The 24,800-nt window shown below is 70.6% G+C and carries 26 protein-coding genes and 1 tRNA gene; 5 read left to right on the forward strand and 22 right to left on the reverse strand.

Going from position 1 to position 24,800, the window contains the following annotated elements:
• Positions 1 to 59 precede the first annotated feature (59 nt).
• Both ACFWIC_RS05075 and ACFWIC_RS05080 read right to left on the reverse strand, forming a co-directional pair.
• A complete protein-coding gene (locus tag ACFWIC_RS05075) occupies positions 60 to 278 on the reverse strand; it encodes a zinc ribbon domain-containing protein (protein WP_329878954.1) in 219 nt (72 codons plus the stop codon).
• Between the two features lie 118 nt (positions 279 to 396).
• Positions 397 to 1,716 carry a hypothetical protein gene (locus tag ACFWIC_RS05080; RefSeq protein WP_329878953.1) on the reverse strand — a complete coding sequence of 440 codons (1,320 nt, stop codon included), beginning with the start codon at positions 1,714 to 1,716 and terminating at the stop codon, positions 397 to 399.
• Positions 1,717 to 1,930: 214 nt separating this feature from the next.
• Here ACFWIC_RS05080 and ACFWIC_RS05085 point away from each other — a divergent pair.
• Positions 1,931 to 2,005: transfer RNA gene (locus ACFWIC_RS05085), tRNA-Val, on the forward strand.
• 55 nt (positions 2,006 to 2,060) lie between these two features.
• Here ACFWIC_RS05085 and xerC read toward each other — a convergent pair.
• The 16 genes from xerC to ACFWIC_RS05165 form a co-directional block, all read right to left on the reverse strand.
• On the reverse strand, positions 2,061 to 3,203 hold the full coding sequence (gene xerC / locus ACFWIC_RS05090) for a tyrosine recombinase XerC (RefSeq protein WP_380515922.1): 1,143 nt from the start codon (positions 3,201 to 3,203) through the stop codon (positions 2,061 to 2,063).
• Positions 3,203 to 3,391, reverse strand: coding sequence for a helix-turn-helix domain-containing protein (locus tag ACFWIC_RS05095; protein ID WP_380515925.1), 189 nt, complete (start codon positions 3,389 to 3,391; stop codon positions 3,203 to 3,205). The genes xerC and ACFWIC_RS05095 overlap by 1 nt, the downstream gene beginning before the upstream one ends.
• A 159-nt stretch (positions 3,392 to 3,550) precedes the next feature.
• Positions 3,551 to 4,816, reverse strand: a complete 1,266-nt coding sequence (locus ACFWIC_RS05100) for a DUF3631 domain-containing protein (RefSeq protein ID WP_380515928.1) — start codon at positions 4,814 to 4,816, stop codon at positions 3,551 to 3,553.
• Positions 4,817 to 4,895: 79 nt separating this feature from the next.
• Positions 4,896 to 5,768, reverse strand: a complete 873-nt coding sequence (locus tag ACFWIC_RS05105) for a DNA primase (RefSeq protein ID WP_380515931.1) — start codon at positions 5,766 to 5,768, stop codon at positions 4,896 to 4,898.
• A gap of 183 nt (positions 5,769 to 5,951) precedes the next feature.
• A complete protein-coding gene (locus tag ACFWIC_RS05110) occupies positions 5,952 to 6,953 on the reverse strand; it encodes a DNA cytosine methyltransferase (RefSeq protein ID WP_380515934.1) in 1,002 nt (333 codons plus the stop codon).
• A gap of 186 nt (positions 6,954 to 7,139) precedes the next feature.
• Positions 7,140 to 7,415 (reverse strand): hypothetical protein, encoded by a 276-nt coding sequence (locus tag ACFWIC_RS05115; RefSeq protein WP_380515937.1) that lies wholly within the window; start codon positions 7,413 to 7,415, stop codon positions 7,140 to 7,142.
• Between the two features lie 14 nt (positions 7,416 to 7,429).
• Positions 7,430 to 7,873, reverse strand: coding sequence for a hypothetical protein (locus ACFWIC_RS05120; protein ID WP_380515939.1), 444 nt, complete (start codon positions 7,871 to 7,873; stop codon positions 7,430 to 7,432).
• Positions 7,874 to 7,911: 38 nt separating this feature from the next.
• Positions 7,912 to 8,100 (reverse strand): hypothetical protein, encoded by a 189-nt coding sequence (locus tag ACFWIC_RS05125; protein WP_355401005.1) that lies wholly within the window; start codon positions 8,098 to 8,100, stop codon positions 7,912 to 7,914.
• A 230-nt stretch (positions 8,101 to 8,330) separates the two neighbouring features.
• The gene (locus tag ACFWIC_RS05130; protein WP_380515941.1) at positions 8,331 to 10,484 is read right to left on the reverse strand and encodes a hypothetical protein; all 2,154 of its coding nucleotides are present in this window, start codon (positions 10,482 to 10,484) and stop codon (positions 8,331 to 8,333) included.
• 98 nt (positions 10,485 to 10,582) lie between these two features.
• A complete protein-coding gene (locus tag ACFWIC_RS05135; RefSeq protein ID WP_380515944.1) occupies positions 10,583 to 12,121 on the reverse strand; it encodes a hypothetical protein in 1,539 nt (512 codons plus the stop codon).
• Positions 12,122 to 12,138: 17 nt separating this feature from the next.
• Positions 12,139 to 12,375 (reverse strand): hypothetical protein, encoded by a 237-nt coding sequence (locus ACFWIC_RS05140; protein ID WP_380515947.1) that lies wholly within the window; start codon positions 12,373 to 12,375, stop codon positions 12,139 to 12,141.
• Between the two features lie 17 nt (positions 12,376 to 12,392).
• Positions 12,393 to 12,740, reverse strand: a complete 348-nt coding sequence (locus tag ACFWIC_RS05145) for an ATPase (RefSeq protein ID WP_380515949.1) — start codon at positions 12,738 to 12,740, stop codon at positions 12,393 to 12,395.
• 51 nt (positions 12,741 to 12,791) lie between these two features.
• Positions 12,792 to 13,121, reverse strand: a complete 330-nt coding sequence (locus ACFWIC_RS05150; RefSeq protein WP_380516323.1) for an RRQRL motif-containing zinc-binding protein — start codon at positions 13,119 to 13,121, stop codon at positions 12,792 to 12,794.
• A 44-nt stretch (positions 13,122 to 13,165) separates the two neighbouring features.
• Complete coding sequence (locus ACFWIC_RS05155) at positions 13,166 to 13,522, reverse strand: hypothetical protein (protein ID WP_380515952.1); 357 nt, start codon at positions 13,520 to 13,522, stop codon at positions 13,166 to 13,168.
• 14 nt (positions 13,523 to 13,536) lie between these two features.
• A complete protein-coding gene (locus ACFWIC_RS05160; RefSeq protein ID WP_380515953.1) occupies positions 13,537 to 14,346 on the reverse strand; it encodes a hypothetical protein in 810 nt (269 codons plus the stop codon).
• Positions 14,343 to 14,621: a hypothetical protein gene (locus ACFWIC_RS05165; RefSeq protein WP_380515956.1), complete on the reverse strand. Its 279-nt coding sequence runs from the start codon at positions 14,619 to 14,621 to the stop codon at positions 14,343 to 14,345. The genes ACFWIC_RS05160 and ACFWIC_RS05165 overlap by 4 nt, the downstream gene beginning before the upstream one ends.
• A gap of 451 nt (positions 14,622 to 15,072) precedes the next feature.
• Between ACFWIC_RS05165 and ACFWIC_RS05170 the strand changes: the two genes are divergently transcribed.
• The 3 genes from ACFWIC_RS05170 to ACFWIC_RS05180 all read left to right on the forward strand — a co-directional run bounded on the left by ACFWIC_RS05170 (position 15,073) and on the right by ACFWIC_RS05180 (position 17,989).
• Positions 15,073 to 15,918 carry a sigma-70 family RNA polymerase sigma factor gene (locus tag ACFWIC_RS05170; RefSeq protein WP_380515958.1) on the forward strand — a complete coding sequence of 282 codons (846 nt, stop codon included), beginning with the start codon at positions 15,073 to 15,075 and terminating at the stop codon, positions 15,916 to 15,918.
• Positions 15,919 to 15,973: 55 nt separating this feature from the next.
• The gene (locus tag ACFWIC_RS05175) at positions 15,974 to 16,729 is read left to right on the forward strand and encodes a hypothetical protein (RefSeq protein WP_380515960.1); all 756 of its coding nucleotides are present in this window, start codon (positions 15,974 to 15,976) and stop codon (positions 16,727 to 16,729) included.
• 144 nt (positions 16,730 to 16,873) lie between these two features.
• Positions 16,874 to 17,989: a hypothetical protein gene (locus ACFWIC_RS05180; RefSeq protein WP_380515963.1), complete on the forward strand. Its 1,116-nt coding sequence runs from the start codon at positions 16,874 to 16,876 to the stop codon at positions 17,987 to 17,989.
• Between the two features lie 569 nt (positions 17,990 to 18,558).
• On the opposite strand, the gene ACFWIC_RS05185 is transcribed toward ACFWIC_RS05180, so the two are convergent.
• On the reverse strand, positions 18,559 to 19,080 hold the full coding sequence (locus ACFWIC_RS05185; RefSeq protein WP_380515966.1) for a toll/interleukin-1 receptor domain-containing protein: 522 nt from the start codon (positions 19,078 to 19,080) through the stop codon (positions 18,559 to 18,561).
• Between the two features lie 169 nt (positions 19,081 to 19,249).
• On the opposite strand from ACFWIC_RS05185, the gene ACFWIC_RS05190 reads away from it, so the two are divergent.
• Positions 19,250 to 19,864 (forward strand): hypothetical protein, encoded by a 615-nt coding sequence (locus tag ACFWIC_RS05190; protein WP_380515969.1) that lies wholly within the window; start codon positions 19,250 to 19,252, stop codon positions 19,862 to 19,864.
• 942 nt (positions 19,865 to 20,806) lie between these two features.
• On the opposite strand, the gene ACFWIC_RS05195 is transcribed toward ACFWIC_RS05190, so the two are convergent.
• The 3 genes from ACFWIC_RS05195 to ACFWIC_RS05205 all read right to left on the reverse strand — a co-directional run bounded on the left by ACFWIC_RS05195 (position 20,807) and on the right by ACFWIC_RS05205 (position 24,798).
• Positions 20,807 to 21,832 carry a methyltransferase gene (locus ACFWIC_RS05195; RefSeq protein WP_329878952.1) on the reverse strand — a complete coding sequence of 342 codons (1,026 nt, stop codon included), beginning with the start codon at positions 21,830 to 21,832 and terminating at the stop codon, positions 20,807 to 20,809.
• A 76-nt stretch (positions 21,833 to 21,908) separates the two neighbouring features.
• Positions 21,909 to 23,348 carry an FAD-binding oxidoreductase gene (locus ACFWIC_RS05200; RefSeq protein WP_380515972.1) on the reverse strand — a complete coding sequence of 480 codons (1,440 nt, stop codon included), beginning with the start codon at positions 23,346 to 23,348 and terminating at the stop codon, positions 21,909 to 21,911.
• A gap of 118 nt (positions 23,349 to 23,466) precedes the next feature.
• Positions 23,467 to 24,798: a sulfate adenylyltransferase subunit 1 gene (locus ACFWIC_RS05205; RefSeq protein ID WP_380515974.1), complete on the reverse strand. Its 1,332-nt coding sequence runs from the start codon at positions 24,796 to 24,798 to the stop codon at positions 23,467 to 23,469.
• Between the last annotated feature and the right edge of the window lie 2 nt (positions 24,799 to 24,800).

The raw sequence follows: 24,800 nt of genomic DNA on the forward strand, positions 1-24,800 counted from the left end.
GGTGACCCCTACGACCGTAGGGGTCACCGGGCCGCCGGGCGCGCCAGAAGCGGTGTTCCTCAGCCGCAGCATCCGCCGCCGCAGCAGCCGCCCCCGCCGGAGGCCTGCTGCGGCGCGCCACCGGACGACCCCGCGCCGGTCACGGCGACGGCCGACAGCAGCTTGACGGTGTCCTCGTGGCCCTGCGGGCAGACCGCGGGGTCGTTGGCCTGGGCCATCGTGCGGCGGAGTTCGAACGTGGCCCCGCAGGAGCGGCAGCGGAAGTCGTAGCGTGGCATACCCCGCAGCGTAGCCGGGGTCCGCGTCCGGGCGCCCGTGTCCGCGCATTCCGGCCTTCGGCTCCCGGCTTCCGGCGCTCGGCCCGGAGCTCCAGACTTCCGGCCTTCCCCCCGGCTACTACCGCTGTCCGCCCAGGTCGCCGCGGATCAGCTCCACCACGTTCGCCGCCTTCTCCCGCACCGCGGCCAGCTCGGTCAGGAACCGCCAGTAGTCCGGATGCCGCCCGGCCTCCTCCAACTCGACCGCCGCCCGGTCCAGCCGCGCCACCGCGGCATCCAGCGGAGCCGCGTGCCGCGGGTCAGGCGCCTGGCGCCCGGCCATCGCGAGCCGCTGCGCGTCCCGCAGCGCGAACCGGGTGCGCTCGATCTCCCGGCTCGGGTCGTGCTGCACCTCGTTCAGCTGCCGCAGCCGCTCGTTCACCGCGACCACCGAGCCGTCCGCCGTCTCCAGCAGGGCCCGCACCGTGCCGAGCGCGGCCGTCGCGTCCGGCCACCGCTGCTCGTCGCGCGCCCGTGCGGCCTCGGCCAGCTTCCCCTCGGCCGCCCGCCGGGCCTCCACCACCTGGTCCGGCACCCGCTGGAGGTCCTGCCAGCACGCGATGGTGAACCGCCGGCGCAACTCGCTCAGCGCAGGCTCCACCGTCTCCGCCTTGGTCTCCAGCGCCTGGATCCTGGTCCGCAGACTGGCCACCCGGCGGTCGATCTCCCGAGCCCGCTCCGGCAGCTGCTCCGCGTCCGCCGCGATCGACTCCGCGCGCTCCTTCACCCGCTCCGCGCGCTGCAGGGTCGCCTCCACGCCGTGCCGGCCCGCGCCCTCGTTCAGCCGCCCCAGCTCCGGCGCCAGCTCGGCCAGCCGCGCCGCCAGGTCGTCCGCCCGCAGCCCCGCGCCGCGCACCGCCTCCAGCGCGTTGCTCGCCGCCAGCAGCGCGTGCTTGGCCTGCTCCACCGCCGGCGCCACCCGCATCAACTGCGACTCGGCCCGGTCCAGCGACGGCTGCAGCTTCCGCAGGAAGTCGTTCAGCTCCGCCAGCGCCGAGCCGAGCTGCCCCTTCACGTCGTTCAACTGGTTCCTGGCCCGCGCCGCCGCGCCGGACTCCAGCTCCTCCGCGTCCAGGTCGTGCGCGTCCAGAGCCGCCAGGTAGTTGACGGTCACCTGGTCCACCCGGCCGGAGATCGCCTCGAAGTCCGACACCGCCCGCCGGGCCGTCGCACTGTCCCCGACCGCGCGCACCGTCTCCACCGCCAGCCGCACCTCGCGCTGGGCCGAGTCCACCTCGTAGAACGCCTGCTGCGCCGCGTCCCGGGCCGCCCGGGCGTCCGACCGCGCCCCGTCACCGCCGCGCCGCCCCCACCAGCCCCCGCCGGTCCCGAACGACGCCGCCCCGGCCGCCCCCAGCACGCCCGCGACCACCAGCGGCAGCACCAGCGCCTCGGCCATCACACCCCCCGGCCACCGCCGCCCCCGCCCGCCTCCGCCGGCCACCCTCACTGTGCGCTCCCTGCTCCGACAGCTGATCCACCGCCCATTGTTCCCGATCACCCCACCCGACCGGCACCCCACCCGTCCCACCCACCGAGCACCTGCACCACACCACCCCGCGGACCAGGTACTCTGGGCACTCGTCGTGCGCCCTCCACAGGCCCACGACCAGGGGCGCGTAGCTCAGTGGTAGAGCGCTGCTCTTACAAAGCAGATGTCGGCGGTTCGAAACCGTCCGCGCCCACCAGCCAAAATGCCCCGGACCGATCATGGTCCGGGGCATTTGACATCTCAGACCGACATCAGTGACGACGCTTGAGCAGCCGGTCCATGTTCCCGAGCGCCTCGCGCTGGGTGTCCTGCGCCACGTGGGTGTAGACGTTCATGGTCAAGCCGATCTGGCTGTGCCCCAGGATCTCCATCACCACCCGCGGCGGCACCCCACAGGCCACCAGCAGCGTCGCGCACCCGTGCCGGGCGTCGTGCAGCCTGATCACCGGGACGCCGGCGGCCTTGGCCACCCGGACGAACGAGCGGTAGACGTTGGTGGGCTCGATCGGACGCCCGGTGCGGGTGGTGAAGATGTAGCCGGTCTCCTCCCATGTCTCGCCCTTCGTCTCGGCGGCGCGGCGGGCTTCGTCCTGCTTCAGCCGGTGCCACCGCAGCGCCGCCACGCAGATCCGGGGGAGCGGCACCGGTCGGCGCTTGCCGCTCTTCGTGGTGTCCGCGTACAGCTCCCCGCGGACCCGCTGCACCTGCTCGCGGATGACCAGCACCCGCTTGTTCAGGTCGACCTCGGACCAGCGCAGCCCGATGATCTCGCCCCGCCGCATGCCGAGCGCGATCGCCAGCAGGAACGCGGCGTACAGCGGGTCCGTGCGGGAGGCGGAGAGGAACGTCAGCGTCTGGTCGAGGGTCCAGGGCTTGACCTCACGGCTCGTCACCCGGGGCGGCGGGATGAGCATCGCCACGTTGCGGACGATCAGCTCGTCCCGTACCGCCGCGGTCAGCGCGGACCGGAGTACCCGGTGCGACTCCTTCGCCGTGGCGGCGCTCGCCTGCTTGGTGACCTTCGCCAGGAACGTCCGCACGTCGCGCGGGCTCAGCGACTCCAGCCCCTTGGAGCCGAGTAGGGGAATCAGGTAGAGGCGTACGTGCGTCTCGTACTTGGCCTGTGTGGTCTTCTTCCGCTGGGGCTTGATGAAGTGCTCCAGCCAGTACGGCAGCCACTCGGAGAGCTTCGCCGATTTGGTGGGGGTGGCGATGCCCTGCTTGGCGCGCTCCACCAACTCCTTGCGCTTAGTGTCGCACTCGTCCCAGGTCTTGCCGTAGGCGAACTTGCGGGCCCAGGTGCCGTCCGGCTGCGGGACATAGACGGCGGCCTGGTAGCGGCCGTCCTTTCGCCGGGTCACAGTGCCGGCGCCGTTGGGGTTGCGCTTCGCCATTAGGCATTCTCCTCGATCTTGGATCGGATGTAGTTGGCGAGGCACTCGACCGGGATGCGGCGGGACCGACCCTCGGTGATGGTGCCGAGCTTTTTGGAGCGGATGAGGTCGTAGACCTTGCTGCGGCTCATCCGAAGTGCGGCCATGACCTCAGGCACGGTCATGACTTCGGGAATGGCAGTGGCCATTGGGCGACTCCCAGAGGTCGGAGCGTGGCGAAGGGGTGGAACCGGTGCAGGTTCCACCCCTTCGTTCTCTGAGGTGCCGCTACCGCCGCTACCCCGCTACCTCCCAGGTCAGAGGGGGTGTGGAGGTAGCGGATGTGGTAGCGGTAGCGGATAGGGCGGTCAGCCGACGGTGGTGAGGTCGGCCGACGGTTCGGTGGCGGGGGCTGGGTCGGTAGCCGCTACCGCTACCTCTGCCGCTACCGGAAAGAGGGCCCTGACCTGCGCGGTAGCGGCGGTAGCGGCGGTAGCGGATTCCTGGGAAACAAGGGGGCAGTACCGCAGCCAGGCGTCCGCGAGGTCTTCGGCGTAGTAGCCCTTGAGGACGGTTCGCGGGGCGGTCTTGATGTTGCGGGGGCGGATGGGCTTGCCCCCACCGGTGACGTACTCGCCGAGCATCTGGGACAGGGTTCGGGTGGTGAGCGGGCGGCCGTCGAGGTCGGCCCACGGAGCGTCATCGAGGTCGTTGAGCTTCTCCACTAGGGCGCTGCTGAGCATGCGCTCGGTGCCGTCGAAGATGGTCCGCAGGTCGGTCAACAGCCGGATTCCGAGGGATCCGCCGTCGTTCTCCTGCGCGGCTTTGACCAAGGCAAGGCAGGCTGCGCGGGCACGCTTGGGCCAGTGGCCGCCGGCGGCGTCGGCGACGGCGAGCAGCGGCTCCCACACGTCGGCGGGCCGGTCGCTGACACCTTCGGGCATCTCCGGCCACGCACCGTCGACCTGCTCGCGCACGGAGTCGGCCCAGGCGGCGAGCCGGTCACGCAGCACGTGACCCTCGGGCACGTGGATACGCTCGCGGAACGACTCGACCTTCTCGTTGGGGGCGCGGCGGCGCATCCGGATGACGATGGAGCGCCCCATGATCGTGTCGGGAAGGTCGCCGAGCCCGGCCAGCGCGAGGGGGGCGTAGACGGGGAACTTGACGACCTTGTGGGTGTCGCCTTCGCGGACGCTGCGGGTGACGCCGCCGGTGCGGCGGTAGCCGGAGTTGATGAGCCCGCGCAGGTCTTCGGCCCCGGCGGCCTTGGGGCCGAAGACGGTGTCGACTTCGTCCCAGAGGATCGTGGGCCGGCCGTCCTCGTCGCCGGAGATGGAGCGGAACAGGGCGCTGGCGGAGATGTCGTTGGTGACCAGCGGGTTGGGCACGAGGGTCTGGGCGATCTCCAGGACGCGGGTCTTGCCGCTCTGGGGTTCCGGGGACAGGAGGGCGAGGCGGGGGGTGGTCGCGAAGCAGTCGATGAGGTGGGTGTGGGCGTCCCAGAGCACGAGCGCGACGTAGGCGGCCTCGCTGGGGAGCGCGTTGAAGCGGCGGTGGTGCCGCTCCACCTCGTCGAGAAGGGTCGCGCCGTCCTCGGCGGTGGTGGTGACGGGCGCGGTGGGATCGGTCATGCTGGTCTCTCCGTTCTGTAGGGGCTGGATGGGAGCGGGCCGCCGGTCTTTGGCGAGAGGGCGGCCCGCTTCGAGCAGGTCAGACAGCGTGTGCGCCGGCGGCGGCGAAGCCCCGGTCGACGGCCCGGGCGGCGTACTCGTGCGGGACGCCCACCGAGACGGCGGCGTCGATGACGTGCCGGGCGAGGGTGTCGAGACCGCAGGGGCCGGGGCACTGGGAGTGTTGGGCTGCGAGAAATCGGGCGACGCCGAAGGCTTGCGATCCGGCGCCGCTCTCTCGGTGGTCCGCGATTTTGGCGAGGCCACGTTGCAGGCCGGTGTGGATGTAGCGCTCGGTGTGGCGGCACCCGGCGGCCACGGTGCGGGTCCAGGGCGGCGGGGGTGAAGAGGCCACCCGCGCCCCGTTCGCCGCCGGCCAGGTGGCCTTTTCCCTGACCATCAGCGCGCGGACGGCATCAGGCAGCGAGGCCATGGAGCCGGTGCCGTAGCCGAGCCAACGGGCGTACTGCATCAGCGACTTGACATCGACGCTCGGCCGGACGGCGTTCGCGGAGGCCATGGTGCCCCGGTAGACCCAGTGCTCGCCCCGGGTGGTGGTCACGGTGAGCGTGGCGGGCAGGGTCGCGCGGGCCCAGGCGAGGGCGTCGGCGCTGTCGAGGTCGACCACGGTGAGACCGGCGCCACCCGGGTGGTAGGCCACGGTCTCGGCCTCCCTCCACGCGCGGGCCCATGCCCGGCTCGTCAGGACGGAGGGGTCGGTGGTGGCGGCGGCCCACGCGTGGCAAGGCGCCGGGCAGGCGCACGGGCCGGGGTCCTTCATGTTCGACCGGCCGCCACAGGCCATGTTCTTGCAGGCCGGGCAGTTGTGGAGCGGGCCTTTCCCGGCCCGCAGGGGCAGCGCCGGAAGGCCGAGCCGGGCCAGTTCGAGGGCGAGTTGGAGGAGAGGGTTCACGCCGGTCTCCAGACGTCGGCGGAGGGCTGTTCGGTGACGTGCTGTTCGGCACAGACCTTGTGCGCGGGTCTGCGCTGCTCGTCCCGCAGGGGGGTGGGGCGACCGCACCACCGGCACGGCAGGGTACGGGTGCGGTCGTAGTGGGATGCGTCGCGCCAGTCGAGGGCGGCGGCCACGGGTCGCCTAGGCGTCGAGGGCGACGCTCAGCAGGTGCTTGCCGAGCAGGGGCGGGACGGCGTTGCCGATCTGCTGGCCGATGTCCCGGCCGGACCATGGCTGGTCGGCGGGGAAGGACTGCAAGGCACCGGCTTCGGACCAGGTGAACCGGTTTTCGGTGCCGTCGTCAGCGAGCACGCGCACGCGGGAGACCTTGCCGGTGACGGTCGCGGACGGCTCCGTGCTCGCCCGGCGCCCTCGGGCCTTGGGGTCGCCGCCGGTGCCGTAGTTGGAGACCACGCTGAACGCCCCGCACCGCCCGGGGAGGGCGTCGGCCATGGTCGTCCAGGGCAACAGGCCGGGGTCGCCGGCGGTGCGGGGGACGTGCTTGGCGTAGGGGCGGTGGGTGGGTTCGGGCAGGGCGGCGGGGCCGGTGCGGCGGGCGATCAGGACGGCGCGGCGGCGGGTCTGCGGGACGCCGTACTGCTCGGCTTTCACGGTCCCGGTGGCGACGCCGTAGCCCTGGGTGCGCAGGATTGCGGCGTAGGCGTCCCAGACGGGCAGGACGGCCGGGACCTGCTCCAGGACGATCGTTTCGAACGGCCGGCCCCGGTCGTGGGCGTCCAGCGCCCACCGCAGCGGCTCCAGCACGAGACGGATCAAGTCCGCCGTGGGGTGGCCGGTTCGGCGGGAGACATGTCGACGTTCGGAGAGCCGGTGGGCGAGGGCGACGATTTCGGCGAGGGCCCGGCGCCCGGCGCCGGTCCCGGCGGCGCTGAACGGTTGGCACGGTGGCCCGCCCAACAACACGGTCGCGCTGGGGAAGTCGTCGGGCGAGAAGTCGCGGACGTCGCCCTCGATCGTGGCCAGGCCCGCCGCACGGCGGGTGGCACAGGCGTCCGGGCTCTGCTCGATCCCGGTGACGTGGACGCCGAGCGCGGCGGCGGGGAGGTCGAGACCACCGACGCCGGCGAACAGGTCGACGGCCCGGTGTCGAGCGGGTGGTGTGGTCTGGAGGGGAGAGGGCATGCTGATCCCTGTCTATTAGGGACGCACGGCCCCGCAGCAACCGGTGTCACCAGCCAAGGTCTTCCGGTCGGTGCGGGGCCTCGTGCTGTCTGGCGGGAGCGGGTCTGTCCGGTCCCCCGCACCACCCGCACCCCGGCCGCCGGCTGCGGCAGGGTCCGGGCGGCACGGCCGGTCGGGCAGACCGGGCTAGAAAGGCGGCTCGTCGCTGTAGACGGCGATGGACCAGCCGATCCAGCGGCGGGCGATCCAGCGCGGAACGGGCATCAGGCGGCGGACGTGGTCCGGGTCCCAGCAGTCGCAGTACTCAGTCCTGGTCCCGTCGTACTCGCCCGTCTCGGGGTGGCCGTAGTCGTAGTCCCACCCGCCTTCGCCCTTGCAGCCGGGGCACTTCGGGTTGGGGGTGTCGGTCAGCTCGATCACGGGGTCGGGCCAGATGTTGAAGCGCAGACGCATGCAGGCCATGGCGTTTCTCCTGGTCAGCGGTTGCGGTTGGAGACGGTCACGTTGACGTTCACGGCACCCTGGCCGCCCCGGCCGCCCCCGCTGCCGGTGGTTTTGGCGAGGGCGTAGGCGCCGACGCCGAGTGCGGCGAGGCCGCCGATGCTTCCGGCGGCGGCGGCAACGGCCTGGACCGCGTAGCCGACGCCGAGACCACCCGCGCCGAGCGCGACTCCTCCGGCGAGCAGACGGGCGGGCCACGGGTCCCGCTGCGGGGCGGGTGCGGTGGCCGGGGGCGGGGCGGGCAGGTAGACGGCGGTCGGGGCGAGCGCCGGGCCGTAGTGCACCGGGGCGGGGGCGGTGGGGTGGTAGACGGCGGGCGGGGCGGTGAGAGTGGGGGCGGGGGTGAGGTAGTAGGGGGTGCCGTCCGGGCCGTGGTGCACCGGGGCGGCGAACGGCTGCTGCGGGGTGGTGCGGTCCATGGGGGGTCTCCCGTCGGCGGGGTGGTGCGCGGGTGGGGTCAGTGGCCGGAGATGAGCCGGACGAGGGAGGTGAGGAAGTCGTTCACGGGTCCGGCGACGCCCGTAGTGGCGGCGGTGAAGCCGGACAGCCAGAGCACGAGGGCGGTGGGCAGGGAGGCGCGTCGGCCCCGGATCAGGAGGGCGGAGATGACGGCGAGCACGGTGGCGGCGGTGGCGGTGACGATCACGGTGGGGACCTCTTGTCGGTCGGCGGGACGGGAGCAAACGGCCCGTCCGGGGCGGTGGTCCGGGCGGGGGTGTACCTGTCGTGTGGCCTGTCGCCTGTCCTGTCGCGTGCCTGTCCTGTCGCCTGTCCTGTCGCCTGTCGTCCGCAGGTCACAGGGGGGATACAGGGCGCGCGACAGGTGACCCGCCCCCTTTTCGGGGCCGGGCGACAGGCGACAAGACAGGGGCGGTCTCAGTCCTCGGCCGGGGGCCGGGGGATGTGCTGGCGGTGGACGTAGCGGGCCTTGCTGCCCTCGCCGACACGGACCGCCTCACCGCTCTCAGCCCAGGTCTTGAGCCATCCGGCGATGGCCTGACGACGGGTCCCGAATTCGGGGTGCAGGATCTTCTCCAGGGCGGACGCTCCGGTGCCTTCGGGTCCGGCGTCGCGCAGAAGCCGAAGCGCGGCGTCCTTCGCGTCAGGCGTCTCGGGCGCGGCGCTCTCGCGGCCGGTGGCCCAGGTGGACGGGTCGGACCAGTCGACGCCCGGCGGGGCGGCCTCGGGCTCGGCGGCGGGCAGGAGCCAGATGGATTCGAGGTCGTCCGGGTCGACGGCCGGGGCGGGGGCGGGCTGGTCCCAGTGCGCGGTGGCCTTCCAGCCCCCGGCCGGAGCCGCACCCCGGCCCGGCCCTCCCGACGGACCCGGGCCGGTGGCGGTCGAGGGTGAAGCCGCGGCTGCGAGGGGCGTGGTGTCGGAGTCGGCCCAGAGGTGGCCGCAGCGCTCGATCAGCCAGCGGTCGGTGTAGTCGGTGCCGGCCGCTTCCAGCGACGGGGCGTCCAGGCCGGGGCGGCGGTGGGAGGTGAGCGCGCTGATGTCCTCGATCATGTCGGGGGTGATGCGCCACTGCCGGCCCTTCGCGGGCTGCTTGCCCTCGGTACCGGCCAGCACCGACCCCGGCCCGGAGAAGCTGTCTTCCGCGCGCAGGGCCCGCCACCCGAAGAGGTGCCCGAGCTCGGAGTCTTCGAGGGCGCCGGTCGCGAGCCTGTTGGACGCCATCTTGCGCACGAGCGGGTCGGGCATGACGTCCTGGGTGACGCGCAGGACGGAGATGACCGCACGGATCGCCATGGCGCGGGCGATGCGCACAACTTCGGAGACACCGGAGAGCACGGCGCGGGCCTCGCGTGTGGCGGCGGCCTCCGCGCCCTCGTCCATGACGATGACGATCTCCGGCGTGTCCGGCCCGACCGGGAGTTTGTCGTCGTTGGCGTCGCGCATGGCGTCCTGGTAGGCGACCTTGCGACGCTTAGCGATCCGCACCGCCGCCGCCAGCATGCGCTTGGCCTCCTCCGGGGTGGAGGCGACCCAGTCCACGCCGGGCACGGGGATGTGGGCGTCGGCCCACCGGGAGCCGGGCCGCTTCAGTTGGGCGTCGCGCCACGCGTTCAGCCACGGCAGACCGATGCTCCCGCCGTTCAGGTCGATCACCCACACCAGTACGTCGTTCGTCTGGTTCAGACGGCCGATCAGGGTGTGGAGCCAGTTGGTCTTCCCGGTCCCGGTGGGGCCGGTCACGATGGTGGACGCCTGCCGAAGGTCCATCTCCGCGCGCGCCCCGGTCGACAGCAGCGCCACCGGCAGCGGGTTGTTGACGGTCGTGGTCTGCGCCATCTCGTCCATCGGGAAGGGAAGTTCCTCGCCAGTGAGGTTCTTCGTGGTGACGTGGATCAGCACGCGGCGCCGGGAGATGCCGGGCATCGTCTGAAGTCCGCAGCCGTCGGGAAGGTCCAGATCGGAGCCGAGTGCCTCGGTGCGATCGGTGATCGCCCGTCGGGTGGTGCCGCCCTCGGGAAGCTCGATCTCCACCGTGTATCCGGCGCCGGAGGGCCAGTGCTCGATCCCCAGCACGGTGACGTCCACCGAGCAGACCCGCTTGATCCGGTCGGTCCACTCGGCGGCGATCTGCCGGCGGGCCCCGATCAGCAGCAGGTGCGCGCGCTTGGACTGCTCGACCTCCTCGTGCGCGGCGAACCCGACCGCGAGGGTGCCGGCGGCGATTCCGGCGACGGCGAGGGACCCGATCTCGGGCCACTGCCAGGGCCCGCCGTGGGCGAGGGCCCAGGACGACCAGCCGCCAGCCGTCATCCAGCACGCGCCCCGGAAACTCAGGGTCGCGGCGGTCACCTTGCGGCGCAGTCCCGCCCCGAGGGCTCCGAGCGCACCGGCCGCTCCGGCGGCCAGGGCCCATCCGGCGGGCATGCCGGTCGCGTGTCCGAGGGCGGTGGTGGTCAGCGCTCCGGCGACGCCGTTGAGGGTGCCGGTCAGGGGGCCGTGTCCGGCCTTCCAGTCCACCCGCGACCGGGGCGCGGGGGTCTTCGTCTTCGGGGTCTTCGGGGTGTTGGTCATGTCGGCTCCAGCCGGATGCGGGCCGGGCCGCCCACGTCGTGTGGGCGGCCCGGTCGGGGTGCGGATTCAGATGGCGCGGGACGGGTGGAGGGACAGGGTCAGACGTTCCACTTCCGCTCGGCCTCGATCCCGTTGCGGGGGTTCTCGTGGCGCTCCAGGTCTTCGGCGTGGGCCTTGCGGAAGGTCGCGCCGACCTCTTCCAGGGACTGGACGACCTTGCCCATGGCGCGGTAGCCCTCGGCGATCTCCTCCGCCACCACCGGGTCCAGCGGCAGCTGCTGGGCTCCCTTCTCGGCGAGGACGCGCAGCACGTCCTGGATCGTGGTGAACGCGACGGGCAGGTCGTCCGCGAGGGCCTGGAACTCGATCATGGTCTCGGGGTCGAAGGTGGTGGCGGCCTGCAACAGGATGTCGGCGGCGGAGGAGAGGCTGAAGGTGGCGGCGGTGCCGCCGAGTTGGTCGGACACGGTGGTGGGCTCCTTCACGGTGGGCTTTCCGAGGGCGATCGGGTCGGCGGTGCGGGTGTGGCCCGGGACCTTCAGGTCCGGCCGGGCGAACAGGCCGGCCACGCCCGCCACCCGCGCGGCGGCGCTGGCCGGGGTGGGGCGACCGGGGATGTTGACGCTCTGAGCGGGGACCGGCACCACGGGCAGCTGCCCGCTCGCCGGGCCATTCGTGGCGGGGTTGGCGGTGCCGTGGATGGCGGCGTCCCGCGCGGCCCGCACGGCGCGGGCACGGGCGGCCATCCGGGTCCAGACGCGGCGCATGTGGCCCGCGACCTTGCCCTTGTGGCGCCAGTTAAAGGCCGCCGCCGATGCAAGGCCGACCAGCCCGGTCGCGGCGGCGACACCGGCCATCCGCGTCCGGTGGCGCATCGCGGAGCGGCGCAGGGCCTTCGCCTGTACCGGCGACACACCCCCGCTGGCAAGCGGCGCCGCACCGCCCCGGGCGACGGCCGTCCCCGCTCCGGTGGCCGGGTCAATCCCGGCCGCCCGCTCCGCCTTCGCCTGGCCCTTCGCGACCCGCCGTGCCGTACGCTCGGCGACCTTCGCCAACCGGTCGTCCCTGCGCGCGGCCCGCACGGTGCCGGCGGTGCGGCGGGCGGTCGGGGACGGGGTTCCGGCCGTTCGACCCATGGCGGAGGGTCCTTTCCGAGACGCGGCGGAGGAGGTGAGACCGGCGGACGGGTGCCCGGCGGCGGTCGACGGACCGGCGGCGCGGCCGGGCGAGCGAACACCGGGCGGCGGGCTGCTGCCCGCCGTCGCACGGCGGGCAGCGGAAGGGGCGGGGCCGGGGGCGAAGAGGCCACCCGGCCCTCCGGAGTGCCGGTCGGCGGTCCGGCGGAGCGCGGTGTTCGGGGTGTGGTGGCGGGCGGTTCGGGCCCGGCGGGCGAGGCCGCCGAGCGCGGCGGCACCGGCTGCGGTGCCAGCCACGGCGAGGGTGACCGGGCCACCGAGGGCCAGCGCCCCGGCGACGGTGCCGCCGAGCGCGTTCGCCACGGCCACGGCGAGCGGCACACCCGGCACCGCCCCCGACGGCGCGCCGGGTGGTGTCTTCACCCCCGGATCGGCGGCGGGCGGCTGGACCGGGGGAACGGCCGTGACTTCGACGAGCGTCGGGGTCTGGGGGTCGGACATGGCTCCTCCAGCCCTGATCAGTAGCCGAGGTCGGCGGGATCGGCGCCGTCGAGGATGGCGGCGGCGTCAGCGAGCATGGCGCGGGCCTGGACGCGCAGGATGAGGGCGGCGTACGCCGCCTGCTGGCGGGGCAGTTCGCCGTTGCTCCGGTCGCTGGCGAAGGCGTCGCCGGACCGGGCAGCGGCCAACTTGTCGACGGCGGCCCGGTCGAGGGAGGTGGCAAGGTCGGTGACCTGGCGGCGGGTGAAGCGCACGATGAGGTCCTTCCTGGTCAGCGGTCGACGACGGGCTTGTCGAGGTCGCGGTGGGTGAGGCGGACGCGGGTGCCGGTCTTGCCGAGCCGTCGGGCCAGGGCCATGGCGACGGTGGCGGCGCGGTGCCGGCCGCCCGCGCAGCCGACCGCGACGGTCAGCGGCGCGTCGGCCACGATCGCCTCCCGGATGCCGGGCGTGCCGAGCACGGCCTGACGCACGGGCAGGTCGTTCGCGGTCTGGTGGCGAAGGGTCGGGTCGACGTGCGGGTCCCGGAAGTGTCGGCGCAGGTCGAGGGTGAGGTGGGCCTCGGGCGGGGCGCCGTGGAGGTAGCCGAAGCTGACCACCCGAATATCGGTCACGGACATGACAGGGGCCTCCTGTCGCTGGGGCAGCGGAGAAGATCAGGGGAGGGTGGTTCAGGCCGCGCGCGGGATGCCGTCGGCGCACGGAAGACAGGTGCCCAGGTGCGCGGGCAGGACGTATCCGGCATCCGCAGCGCAGGTCGGGCAGGTGCGGCGCGCCTTGTTGGCGGCGGCCAGCGCGCGCCACCGGCCCGGCGTCATCGGCCGCACGGGCTTCGCCCGGTCGAGCCGGTACAGGAAGGCGGCCCGGTCGCCGTCGCTCCGGCGGGAGCGCCAGAGGATCTGTGCGGCGACGTCCTGGCCGCCCGGCCGCAGCCCCCGGGCGCGGAGCTGGCGGCGGGTGAGGAGGTGGTCGGGGGCCATGCGCCACGGGTAGGTCGGCATCCCGCCGTGGCGCTCGCCCGCCGGGTCCCAGTGCCGGGGGCGGCTCACTCGTCGCCCACCGGGGCGGCAGCGGTGGGGGGCTTGTAGTAGCCGACCAGCCGCAGCGGCACGCCGGCGTAAGTGGTGGTGGCGGTCAGCCAGGCAAGGGTGCCGGACTCGGTGGCGTCGTGGTCGACGGCGGCCGGGTCGATGTCGAGGGCCTGGCGCGACTGCTCGAAGCCGTCGAGGCCGTCGTGGAACGCGAAGTCCAGCCCCCAGGCGAGGATCAGGGTGCCGGAGGGGTCGCGGTCGGAGGTGACGACGTACTCGGTGCTGATCCTCGGGGCGGGCAGGTCGGGGTGAGCGGTGAGCGTGGCCATCAGGGCGCCGGTGGCGTTGATCTGGGTGAGGGCGGTCTGCAAGGTGGGGTCTCCTGTCAGGCGGCGATCGGCGCGGTCGCGGGCGCCTGGAGGGTGCGGAGCTGGTCCCGTACTCGCTGGGCGCGGGGCTGGCCGATGCCGTACTCGGCGCGCAGGGTACGGACGGACGGGAGGGCGCCGTCGGCGAGTACGGCGGCGAAGCGCTCGGCGGCGGCCGGGGTCAGCTCGTCGAGGCCCTCGGGCTGTTCGCGCTGGTCGGGGCCGGTGTATCCGGTGTACTCGTCGTCCCCGGGTACGTACTCGTCCACCGGGTACGGGCGGGTACGCTCCGGCGCCGGGGCGGGTACGGGGCGGGGCGGGAGCGGGCAGAACTCCAGCTCCGCCACCGGTTCGGCGGCCGGGACCGGCGCCGTCTCGGGTACGGCGGGTACGTCCGCCGGATACGGCACGGCCGGGGTGGGTACGGGCTCGGCCCACAGTGGCGGCAGATCGTCCTCCACCGCCGTTTCGGGCTCGCTCCCGGCGGGTGCGGTGTGGGTGTGCAGGACGTGCACCCGCCACAGCACGAGCGGGGCGATTGCCGAGACGGCTACGATCAGCCGCCAGTCCGGAGTGATGACGCCGGCGCCGAGCAGGTGCGCGGCGGCGTTCGTGGCGATCATCCCGAGCACCGGCGGGAACACCTCCCGCCCGGCCCGCAGCGCCCGCAGCGCGTAGGTGTCCAGCGCCAGCGGAAGGCCGGCGGCCACGACGGGGTGAAACCCGCTGTCGACGGCCAACGCCCACTCGCCGTGCGCCGACACGACCACGGCCGCGCTCATCGCCAGCCACGCCAGCACATCCATCCGCCCCGCGTGCCGCTTCACGCCGCCACCCGGTCGACGCTCGCCATGCGGCGGATCACGGCCGGGCGCCGCAGTGGCACCGGCGCCGACCGCAGCAGCGCGGCGGCGTAGGCGGCCAGCTCCGGGTCCTCCCGGTGCAGGTCCGCCAGCACGGCGTCCGCGGCGTCGAGCCGGGCCGCACGCTCCGACTCGCTCTCGCCGGGCACCCCGGCGAACAGCTCCTCGTCCACGCCGAGCGCCAATTTGGCGAACTCTGCCCCGTCCAGGGGCATCTGGCCTGCAACAATCGAGCTCACGGGTCTACCTCTTCTCAGTTGGGGGCGTGGACCCGAGGGCCGCCGCGCGATCCTTGGCCGGGAACGCGGCGGCCCGACCTGTTTGGGTCCGAGCCACTCGTCATGTCACGAGCAGCCATGACCCCCGACCCGGCCGACGAACGGACGGATCGGGGACCAAAGACACTCGAAACGCTGCGGACGTCACCCGGTCCGCACGGGGACGGGGACGAGCCCCGTCGTGAAAGCACTCTGTGGAGTTCTCAAAGATCAAGCACTGCCTTCGGGGGGCTGCCACCCCACCCCTCCGGGCGCATTTGTGCAGGTCAGAGAAGCGAGAAGCTCACCCCAAAGTGGTGCTTAGGGGGGCTTTCGCTCTCGCCTGATACCCAAGGTAGGCAGAGTCGGACTGGGCGTCAAGTCCCCCTCGCGGTACTCTTGCTTCGCCCCCCTAGGCAGCGAAGGGATGACCATGTACGAGGAACTGGAACGGGTGGCCAGCGTCGCCGTTCCGATCGAGCGCGCTAAGGCGGCAATCTCGCTGATGGCGGACTATCAGAGCCGGGTAGTCGAGCTGTCCCGTGTCCGCCGTGAGGCCATCGAAGAGGCGTCGGCGTCGGGCATGTCGCAGACGGAGATCGCCGCGCTGCTCGGTGTCAGTCGTGGGCGCGTCGGTCAGCTCGCGTCCGCCGGTCCCGCCCCGGAGCGTGCGTTCTTCGGCTTGGGTCCGATGACGGTGGCGCTCGGCGGCAAGTACGAGGCCGGGAAGTCGCAGGACGAGAACCCCAGCGAGGTCGTGACCAGGGAAGACCTCAGCAACTACGAGCGACTGCGGAAGCTATTTGCCAGCCTGAGGCTTGACTCCGACTCGGAGGTGATCCCGCCGTCCGGCATCGTGAACCTGAACCGCGACCACCTGGTGGTCATCTGCGGGCCGCGGTTGTCGCCGATCGTGGCCCAGGTGCTTGAGGGGGACGACAACCTGCGCTTCCGCAAGGATCGCGCCTGGCACCTCGTGGACCTGCAGACCGAGACGGAGTACCGTTCGCCGCTCGACGAGGACGGAACGGCCGGCGACGTCGGCTACCTCGCCCGACTGCCCCGACTCGACGGCAAGGGCACGTTCCTGTACATCGCGGGCATCCACGCGATTGGCGCAAACGGGGTCGTCCACTACCTGGAGAACCACTTGGGCGAGCTGTACCGCGAGGTGAAGACGAAGCGCTTCTCCACGCTCATCTCGTGTCGCTACGACCCGAAGACCCTTGAGGTCCTGGAGAGCAGCAGGGCCACTCCGATCTACCGACACGAGGGCTGACATGCGCGTCTCTCTTGCCACGGAGCCCGGGGGGTCGGGTGCCAACGAGGACTGGGTGGGCGCCACCTCGTCGCTCGCTGTCGTCCTGGACGGGCTCAGTACGGTCGGGCTTGAGACCGGCTGCGAGCATGGCGTCACCTGGTACGTCGCCCAACTCGGTGGCCACCTGATGGCCGCGCTGGCCGACACCGAGCGCTCACTGACCGACGGGCTAGCCCAAGCCCTAGAGCAGGTGGCGGTGCTGCACTCCACCTGCGACCTGGCCAACCCTGGGACGCCGTCGGCGACGGTCTCGATCCTCCGGGCCGGCGTCGAGCATTTCGACTACCTGGTGCTCGCCGACTCCCCCATCGTCTTCGAGCGGGGCGGGGATTACCTGGTGAAGACGGATCTGCGAGTCGACACCGTTGTGCCGGAACTTCGGGCCGAGACCGAGCGCTTTATCACCGGAACTCCGGAACACACTGCGAGCGTGCGCCGAATGGTCACGGCGCAAAGGCTCACCCGCAACACGGTCGGTGGCTACTGGGTGGCGGCGTCTACCAGGGAGGCAGCAGACCATGCCTTCACGGGATCGGTGCCGGCCGTTGGCATCGGCTCCGTTGCGGTCATGTCGGATGGTGCCTCCCGGCTGGTCACTGACTATGGTGAGGCATCCTGGGCGGAGGTCTTCACGACGCTTAGGACTGCGGGCGCGCATGGGCTGATCTCGGCTGTCCGCGATGTCGAGGCCACGGACCCGGACGGTGTTCGCTGGCCGCGCTATAAGAGGGGCGACGACGCGGCCGTCGCGTTCTGCCAGATTCTGTGACCAGGGCCCCGGGGCCAGCGCCAGCTGGGGGTAATCAACTAGGGGCGAACGGAGTCTCCCCTTCGTCTCGGTTTCCCCTGCTCGCCACCGTTCAATGGGTAAGGATCCGACCTAAAGGAATCCTTCCCCGGATCAAGGAGAGCCGTGAGCATCGCGAGAGAGATCACCAAGAGAAGCATATCTACTGATGTCGCCTACCTCGGTCGATATGCCGGAGACTCTCGATCCCTCATCAAGTCCGGAAAAGGAAGTCATGTTCCTATTGTGGCCTTGTGCATGGTTCCGTACATCTCGCTCTGCGTATACGAGTCCCAGAAAAAACTGGGAATCGTCATGCCAGACGCAAGCTCGCAACTATCTGCGACTGCCGACTCTATAGTTGCACGTTCTCGCCACTCACTTAAGCTCTTCGAGGACAGTGGTCGCGGAGGCATGTCAGGACTATTGTCGCACTTTCGAGACGTGATATTCCCGGCCCATTTTTCGCAGTTTAGGGGGAAGTATGCACTCTCTCCAGCCAGAATATTTGGGCAAGACTTGGGTGTATCATACTTCGACGGTAATTTGATTTCCACCACCTGCTCATCGACACTCTTTCTGGGCATGGACCTGGAGACGGCACTTAAGCAGGGGGTCGAGATACGAGACCTGTATGAAGAGTATGGATCTTATCTTGCCGGGCTAGGCGCGAGCCTGGATTCAGGGCCAGCAAGCTACGCGATCTACTTGAAATCCGAATCATTTAGTTCGCGCGACGATAGAATTTCAAAGTTCTATCGAGGCGGATTCAATGGGGATGAGAACCTTGCCCTAAATGCAGCCCTTACTGTATTTCAGGGACTTTTGAACTTTGTGGACCAGGTCGTCTGTCGCGAGCTCGATCCCCTCGACCTAGAATATACGCCATTCAAAATTCGCTACGTCACGCTCTATCATGTCCTGACCAGTCTACGTCTGCTGCGAAATGATCCATCATATTCACTCTCGGGTCGCTCCATGAGGGTTTTGAATGGGATTCTATCAACGACGGAGGCCCGGACTATATTGTCCGAAAGTGGGCGCCCGTTTCGCAACAGCCTGGTCCACTACGATCTAGACACCCGGGCTAGAGTGTCGGAAATTGACTTTGGAGATCCGCTTTTCGGGCTGGTCCATGCCTGCTTCCAGCTGCACAACTTCCGCTCGTTCAGTGCGCTGGTCGACCGCTGCATAAAGACGACCGTCGGTCGACTTAACGAATGGGCGGAGTCTGCGAGCTGATCTCAATCCGCAGGTGTCCCACGTGGGGAGAAGCTTGGGAGAAAGTCTGGACAAGGCCCACTTTGGCCGGCTGACGCCGGAGTTCATCACGGTCCGGCTGCGGCTGCTGCCGCACGCCACGGCGCCCATGGCCGTGCCGGTGCTGGTTGACGGACGACGTGACTGGCAAGGGCGGCATCCTGTTCCACAACGCTGCACAGGTGGTGCAGGCGCCAATGGAGGTGGAGCCCTGTTTGGGCAGGGGTGCAGGCGACATCAGCAGGTGACATCAACGGCGGTGGACGTTCAGAAGCAAGTGCGGTCCGAGGTGGAAGCTGCCCGTCCTTGGGCAGGGCCCTGTTCGAGGTCGAGTAGGCCAGTGATCGAACTTACAAAGCAGATGTCGGCGGTTCGAAACCGTCCGCGCCCACAGATGAGTAGGGCCAGTTCGGAGGCAGCGTCCTCCCGAACTGGCCCTCGGTCGTTCCTGGCCCCCTACCCGCCCCGTGCCACTGGTGTGCCAGATCCGGGGGCTCCGGCTGCGAGTCAACGAGGGCTGCTGCATGAGGGGTCCAGGTCATGGGCGGGCGTCAGGAGCCGTTGAGGCGGGAACGATCCCAGAGGCGGCGAATCTGCCGACTTAGGCCCCATTGCCTCCGTGCCAGATCAGGGGTCCGCCTAATAATCTGCTCGGCAATATATCTTGAATCCTGCCGAGTGTTTCGATAATCGAACCTAAGGTACTGCAGCTCCGCGACCGCCTCGATTGATCGGGGGAGTTGCTCAGGGGCGATTCGGGGGACTCCTGCGAGCAGGATCGGAATGATGGGCTTCGTGGCGGCGAGTCCCTCTTCGATTTCGCGGCGAACCCAGTCTTCCTGATTGTCGCCTCTCGAGAATTCTTTGCCCCAATCCTCGCCGACGATCACGAGCATTGTTGAGCAGGATTGAATCGCTTCGCGAATCGCGACGATGTAGTTGTCTCCTGCGGGAATCGATCTACCCGCCCGGAAAATATTATCGACACCTAGCGATTGGGAAAGTAGTTCGTCAAGTAGGGCGGCAGCGTATGCATCCGAACGCCTGCGATAGTTAATAAATATTTGCGCCATTAGTACCTTTTGTGAACTTTGGTCACCTGTGGGCAGTAGAAGATCTATCAAAGCTCCATCTGTAGAGGTGGTCGTGGCCTACGCTAGCTCGGATTGATGGGTGCCTCATCGTGCATCTGTTTCAGCATCCACTTCCCGTAGTCCCCTGATCCTAGTACCGGAGGGTTTCGTGACTGATCCCGCCAGTGGTCAAGCCGCTTCGGCTGTGCCGCGCCCCCGGAGGGGTGCCAAGCTGCCGGCTGACGATCTGCTGGATTTAATGCGGTGGCACATTGACAGGTATGACCGCCTCAGGTCGTCCACATCGTCGCGTGCTGCGGCGATTCTGAGTGCAAATGCGATCATTATTGCCGGGTCTGTCCTTCTTGCAAATTATCATTTTCAATCCAATGGAACGCCTCGCAGGATTTTGGTAGAAGTAGCCTTTGCGGGCCTGGCGTTTGTCACCCTGATCCTGGTTTTACGCAGCCTCTGGAGTTGCATCGATGCGATTGCGGCGCGGAAGACGGTCAGAATGGTGAATTCCGAGGAAATCGACTCGCGATTTCTCTTCAACTGGGGAGACACCCTGGGGGAAATCGATGGGCATAGCAGCTTCACGGTGCGCGTCCTGAAGCTCACGATGGAGGATGTGTTGAAGAATGCAGCCTCTGAACTTTGGACGGATATTCTTCAGCACTCGCGCAGGCATCGCCACTTGAGGAATGCCGTAACTGTCTTCAAGTACGGAGTGATTTCGTTCCTAGGGCTCACTGTCCTCACATTTGCCCTCTCGTTCCTCTAGGGCTTTCCCGATTCCCGGTGATCGGTCTGGGCGAGCCAGGTTGATGCGGCTGGTGTCGCCTGGCTCGGGACCGCCTGACGTGAGGTGTTCAATGCGTTGTGGCGCGCGATCATCTTGATTGCTGCAGGCCAGCGCCTGGCGGACGGCCTTGCCCATGCGGTCGGCGATGGCCCGGTCCCGGTCGCTGGTCATGTGCTGGTAGATGAGCGCGGCGGTGCTGCTGCGGCCCATCCTGGTCATGAGCTCACGGGTGCTGGCCCCGTTCTGCGAGGTGAGGGTGTTCCCGGTGTGGCGGAGGTCGTGGAAGTGGGCATCCTCACTGACCCAGGCAGCTGTGCGGCGGTCAGTCGCGGGTACCGGCGGCGTGGTGACCGGGGAACTGGCAGGCCAGGCGCGGTGCAGGTCAGCGCAGGTGCCGCACGCCAAGGCCTACAAAGCAGATGTCGGCGGTTCGAAACCGTCCGCGCCCACGGTGGAGAAGGGCCGGTTCGGAGGAGTGAATCCTCGCGAACTGGCCCTTGATCGTTTCCTCGCTCCCAGAGATCCTTCAGTGTCTCCGCGATGGCACCGAGCCGGTCAGGTGCTTCCTCGGTGCGGTCCTACGCGGGACGCCCCGCCTTGATGGATCTGAGCGGGGACAGAAGGCCTCAGACGGATGTCGGCGGTTCGAAAGCCGCTCGCGCCCATCAGTGCAGATGCCCCGGACCGCGAGCGGTTCGGGGCATCTGGCATCTCGGACCGACATCGGTGACGAACCCGTACTGCGCCCCGTCCGGTCGAATCACCGGGGCGCTCCCGGCCGGGTCGTGCAGTGGCGACGCGCGTTCGCAACCGGCCGCTTCTGAGTCCGGGACAGCCGGTGACGTTGAAGGCCGTGAAGTTCGGTGAGAGCTGCCCGTAGCGGTGTTCACCCGCGTGCGGGTGGGGGTGGGGTTCCGGGGGTCAGGGGAGGCGGGTTTCGAGGATGCGGAGGGTGTCGGTGATGCGGATGGTGCGGGTGACGAGGAGACCGGCGCGGGTGGCGAGGGTGCGGTAGTCGGACTCGGGGCGGTCCTGGCCGCCGACCAGGACGGTGAGGAGGAGGCCGCGGAAGAGGGCCTCCTGGTCGGACTCCTCGTCGACCATGCCCTCGATGACGAGGAGGGTGGAGTCGGGGCGCATGGCCTCGCGGATGCGTTCCAGGATGCGGACGATGGTGTCGTCGTCCCAGTCGTGCAGGGCGCGCTTGATGGTGTAGACGTCCGCGCCGGGCGGGACGGAGTCGAAGAAGTCGCCGGCCACCACCTCGTAGCGGCCGTCGACGCCGGAGGCGGCGAGGAGGTCCTCGGCGAGGGGGACGGTCTCGGGGCGTTCGAGGATGGTGCCGCGGAGGGCGGGGTTCTCGGTGAGGATCGCGGCGAGGAGGCTGCCGAGGCCGCCGGCGACGTCGACGACGTGGTGGGCGGCGGTGAAGTCGTAGGCGCGCGCGGCGGCGGTGCTCTCGGCGACGGAGACGGCGCTCATGGCGGCGTTGAAGCGCTGCTTGGCGTCCGGGTCGGTCTTGGTGAGCTCCCAGAAGGAGACGCCGCCGTTGGCGACCTCGAAGGAGGACTCGCCGGTGCGCACCGAGTGCAGCAGGTCGCCCCAGGCGGCCCAGTGCCAGTTGGCGGCCATGAAGCGGGCGTCGGTGGACTCGGGGTTGCCGGGTTCGCTCACCAGGACGGCGGAGAGCGGGGACTGGGCGTACGTCCGGCCGTCCGGGAGGCGGTGGAACACCCCGTAGGTGGTGAGGGCGCGCAGCAGGCGGCCCAGGGTGGGGGCGTGGGTGCCGGTGAGTTCGGCGAGTTCGGTGACGGTGCGCTCGCCCGAGACCAGCAGGTCGGGTATGCCGAGTTCGGCGGCGACGTGGATGGCGCGGGCCCGCCACGCCCCTTGGAGCAGGGCGACCATGTCCTGGTGGGCGTCGAAGGTCTCGGGCTGCTGGGGCATCTGGGTCTCCGTGGGTCGCGAGGACGGGGGAGGTGCGAGGGGGCCGGCCCGCAGCTCGGGCCGGCCCCCTGCGGTGCTAGGCGGTGTGCGCCGGCGGGATGTTGTGGTTGTAGCGGAACGCGTTGGCCGGGTCCCAGGCCGTCTTGAGGGCGACCAGCCGCTCGTAGGCGTCGGCGGTGTAGGCCTCGCGGACGTACGCGGGGTCGGTGTGGGCGATGCCGGCCATGAAGTTGAGCATGCGGGTGCCGCTGTACCAGGGCTCGAAGGTCGCCACGACCTTGGCCTGGGCGGCGAGGACCTCGTCGTCGGCGCCGGTGCCGAGCACGCCGGCCGCGTACACCTGGAACGGTGCGGGTACGTGGGCGACGGCGTTGGGCGTCTTCGGCGGGCGGGCCAGGGCGCCGCCGAGCTGGCGCAGTTCCAGGCCGACCACGCTGTGGGTGCCCGGCCCGACGAGGGACAGCACGGCCTCCACGACGTCCTCGTCGAAGGTGCGGAGCTGGAACGTGTTGATGTGGTAGGAGCCGGGCGTGGGCGGGTCGTTGTGGATGGTGCCGACCTCGGTGTACGGCATGTCGGTGACCGTGTCGAGCAGGGTGGGGGCGACCTCGCGCAGCGGCCGGATCAGCCGCTCGCCCTCCTCCGGCGTGCCCAGGTAGCAGAGCCGCAGGTGCAGGGCGAAGCGCCCGCGCAGTTCGGCGGGCACGCCGTCGACGTCCGGCCAGTCGAGCATGAAGAAGGAGGAGCTCATCTCGTCGGGCATCTCGGCCGCCCACGTGCGGTAGCGGTGCAGGGCCGCGCGGGTGGACTCGGCCGGGAACCAGAGGCCGCCGCCGTACACCCGGGTCAGTTCGACCAGGCCGACCTCGATCGCGGTCACCGCACCGAAGTTGCCCTTGCCGCCGCGCAGCGCCCAGTACAGGTCGGGGTTCTCGTCCTCGGTGGCCACGCGGGGCTCGCCGTCGGGGGTGACGACCTCGATCCGGTGGACGTGGTCGGCGGCGAAGCCGTGCTGCCGGGAGAGGACGCCGACGCCGCCGCCGAGCGTGTAGGAGACGGCGCCCACGAACGGGGCCGAACCGTTGAGCGGGGCGAGGCCGTGTTCGGCGGCGGCCGGGATGACGTCCTCCCACAGGACCCCGGCCTCCAGCCGTGCGGTGCGCTGCTCCGGGTCGATCCGCACGCCCGTCATCCGGCCGGTGGCGAGGTAGAGGGCGTCGCCGTCGGCGGGCACCGAGGCTCCGTGGCCGGTGTTCTGGACGGCGACGCCGAGCCCGAGCCCGGCGGCGAAGCGGACGGCGGTGGCGACGTCGTCGGCGTTCTCCGGGACGACGACGAGGGCGGGCCGGTGCACGACCGAGCGGTCGAAGCCCGCGGTGTGCTCGGCGTAGCCGGGTTCCCCGGGCAGGAAGACGTCGCCGGCGAGGCGCAGGGAGAGGGCGGCGGTCTCCTCGGGGGTGACGGTCGTGCCGCCGCTGGAGGGGGTGCCGTCGGTGGCGGTGTTCTTCTCGTTCACTTGGTGCCTTCTTCTCCATCGTTCCGTGGTCCGCGGCCGGCTGTCTGGTGCGGGCCGCGCGGGTGGTTCGGTCCGGGTGGTTCCGCGGGGCGGGTGTGGTGTCGAACGGGCATGCGTGTCAACGGGATTGGCCGTTCGCTTCGTGCGATTCGCCGGCGGTGCCGGGTGCCTGGCCCACCATTCCGGCCGTGAGCGTACTGCCGTCCGCCGGGTCGATGAGCAGGAACGAGCCGTTCCGGCGCGAGCGCGCGTACGGGTCCAGGGGGAGCGGTTCGGCGGTGCGCAGCGTGACCCGGCCGAGGTCGTTGACGGAGAGGCTGCCGTGTGCCGGGGAGGGGCGCAGGCCGTCCGGGTCGAGCCGGACGGGAATGGCGGTGACCAGTGCGGGGACGGTCCGGGTGGCGTGTTTGACGAGGACCCGGGCACCCTCGCGCAGGGGCCGGTCGTGCAGGTGGCAGACGGTGGCCTCGACGGTGCGGGTCGGGCGCGGCGCGGCGTCGACGGGGGCGATGAGGTCGCCGCGCGCCACGTCGAGGTCGTCGGCGAGCCGCAGGCTGACGGACTGCGGGGCGCGGGCGGAGTCCACCGGGGTGCCGAGCGCGTCGATGGCGGTGACGGTGCTGGTCAGGCCGGCCGGCAGTACGGTGACGCGGTCGCCGACGCGCAGGGTGCCGGCGGTGATCCGGCCCGCGTAGCCGCGCTGTCCGGTGGCGCCGGGGCGGATGACGTACTGCACGGGGAAGCGGGCCGGCGTGTCGTCCGGTTCGCCGGCGGCGGGCACCGTCTCCAGGTGGTCGAGCAGGGTCGGCCCGCCGTACCAGTCCATCCGGGTGGAGGCGGTGACGACGTTGTCGCCGTCGCGGGCCGAGATGGGGATCGCGGTGACCTCGGGCACGCCCAACGACTTTGCCAGGGCGGTGAATTCGTCGACCACGGCGGTGAACGGGGCGGCGCGGAAGTCGACCAGGTCCAGCTTGTTCACGGCGAGCAGCAGGTGCGGCACCCGTAAGAGGGCGGCGACGGCGGTGTGCCGCCGGGTCTGTTCGACGACGCCGTGCCGGACGTCGGTCAGGATCACCATGAGCTCGGCGGTCGAGGCGCCGGTCACCATGTTGCGAGTGTACTGGACGTGTCCGGGGGTGTCGGCGAGCACGAACCGCCGTCTGGGCGTGGCGAAGTAGCGGTAGGCGACGTCGATGGTGATGCCCTGTTCGCGTTCGGCGCGCAGCCCGTCGGTGAGCAGGGCGAGGTCCGGGACGGACAGGCCGCGGGCGCGTGAGGCGTGCTCGACGGCGGCCAGCTGGTCGGACAGGACGGACCGGGAGTCGTGCAGCAGTCGCCCGGCGAGGGTGGACTTGCCGTCGTCGACGGAGCCGGCGGTGGCGAAGCGCAGCAGCGAGGTCGCGGTGGTGGTGAGGGCCTCGGCGGGTTGCCCGGTGGCGGCGGTCATGG

Origin of the sequence: Kitasatospora sp. NPDC127035 (assembly GCF_042726075.1) — a bacterium.
Taxonomy (GTDB): Bacteria; Actinomycetota; Actinomycetes; order Streptomycetales; family Streptomycetaceae; genus Kitasatospora.

Excerpts from the sequence above, each read along its gene's own strand:
- ACFWIC_RS05080 (WP_329878953.1), bottom strand. The coding sequence starts at position 1,716 with ATGGCCGAGGCGCTGGTGCTGCCGCTGGTGGTCGCGGGCGTGCTGGGG.
- ACFWIC_RS05135 (WP_380515944.1), bottom strand. The coding sequence starts at position 12,121 with ATGTCCGACCCCCAGACCCCGACGCTCGTCGAAGTCACGGCCGTTCCC.
- ACFWIC_RS05205 (WP_380515974.1), bottom strand. The coding sequence starts at position 24,798 with ATGACCGCCGCCACCGGGCAACCCGCCGAGGCCCTCACCACCACCGCG.
- ACFWIC_RS05110 (WP_380515934.1), bottom strand. The coding sequence starts at position 6,953 with ATGCCCTCTCCCCTCCAGACCACACCACCCGCTCGACACCGGGCCGTC.
- ACFWIC_RS05145 (WP_380515949.1), bottom strand. The coding sequence starts at position 12,740 with ATGTCCGTGACCGATATTCGGGTGGTCAGCTTCGGCTACCTCCACGGC.
- ACFWIC_RS05075 (WP_329878954.1), bottom strand. The coding sequence starts at position 278 with ATGCCACGCTACGACTTCCGCTGCCGCTCCTGCGGGGCCACGTTCGAA.
- ACFWIC_RS05115 (WP_380515937.1), bottom strand. The coding sequence starts at position 7,415 with ATGGCCTGCATGCGTCTGCGCTTCAACATCTGGCCCGACCCCGTGATC.
- ACFWIC_RS05170 (WP_380515958.1), top strand. The coding sequence starts at position 15,073 with ATGTACGAGGAACTGGAACGGGTGGCCAGCGTCGCCGTTCCGATCGAG.
- ACFWIC_RS05150 (WP_380516323.1), bottom strand. The coding sequence starts at position 13,121 with ATGCCGACCTACCCGTGGCGCATGGCCCCCGACCACCTCCTCACCCGC.
- ACFWIC_RS05100 (WP_380515928.1), bottom strand. The coding sequence starts at position 4,816 with ATGACCGATCCCACCGCGCCCGTCACCACCACCGCCGAGGACGGCGCG.
- ACFWIC_RS05185 (WP_380515966.1), bottom strand. The coding sequence starts at position 19,080 with ATGGCGCAAATATTTATTAACTATCGCAGGCGTTCGGATGCATACGCT.
- ACFWIC_RS05095 (WP_380515925.1), bottom strand. The coding sequence starts at position 3,391 with ATGGCCACTGCCATTCCCGAAGTCATGACCGTGCCTGAGGTCATGGCC.
- xerC (WP_380515922.1), bottom strand. The coding sequence starts at position 3,203 with ATGGCGAAGCGCAACCCCAACGGCGCCGGCACTGTGACCCGGCGAAAG.
- ACFWIC_RS05120 (WP_380515939.1), bottom strand. The coding sequence starts at position 7,873 with ATGGACCGCACCACCCCGCAGCAGCCGTTCGCCGCCCCGGTGCACCAC.
- ACFWIC_RS05130 (WP_380515941.1), bottom strand. The coding sequence starts at position 10,484 with ATGACCAACACCCCGAAGACCCCGAAGACGAAGACCCCCGCGCCCCGG.
- ACFWIC_RS05195 (WP_329878952.1), bottom strand. The coding sequence starts at position 21,832 with ATGCCCCAGCAGCCCGAGACCTTCGACGCCCACCAGGACATGGTCGCC.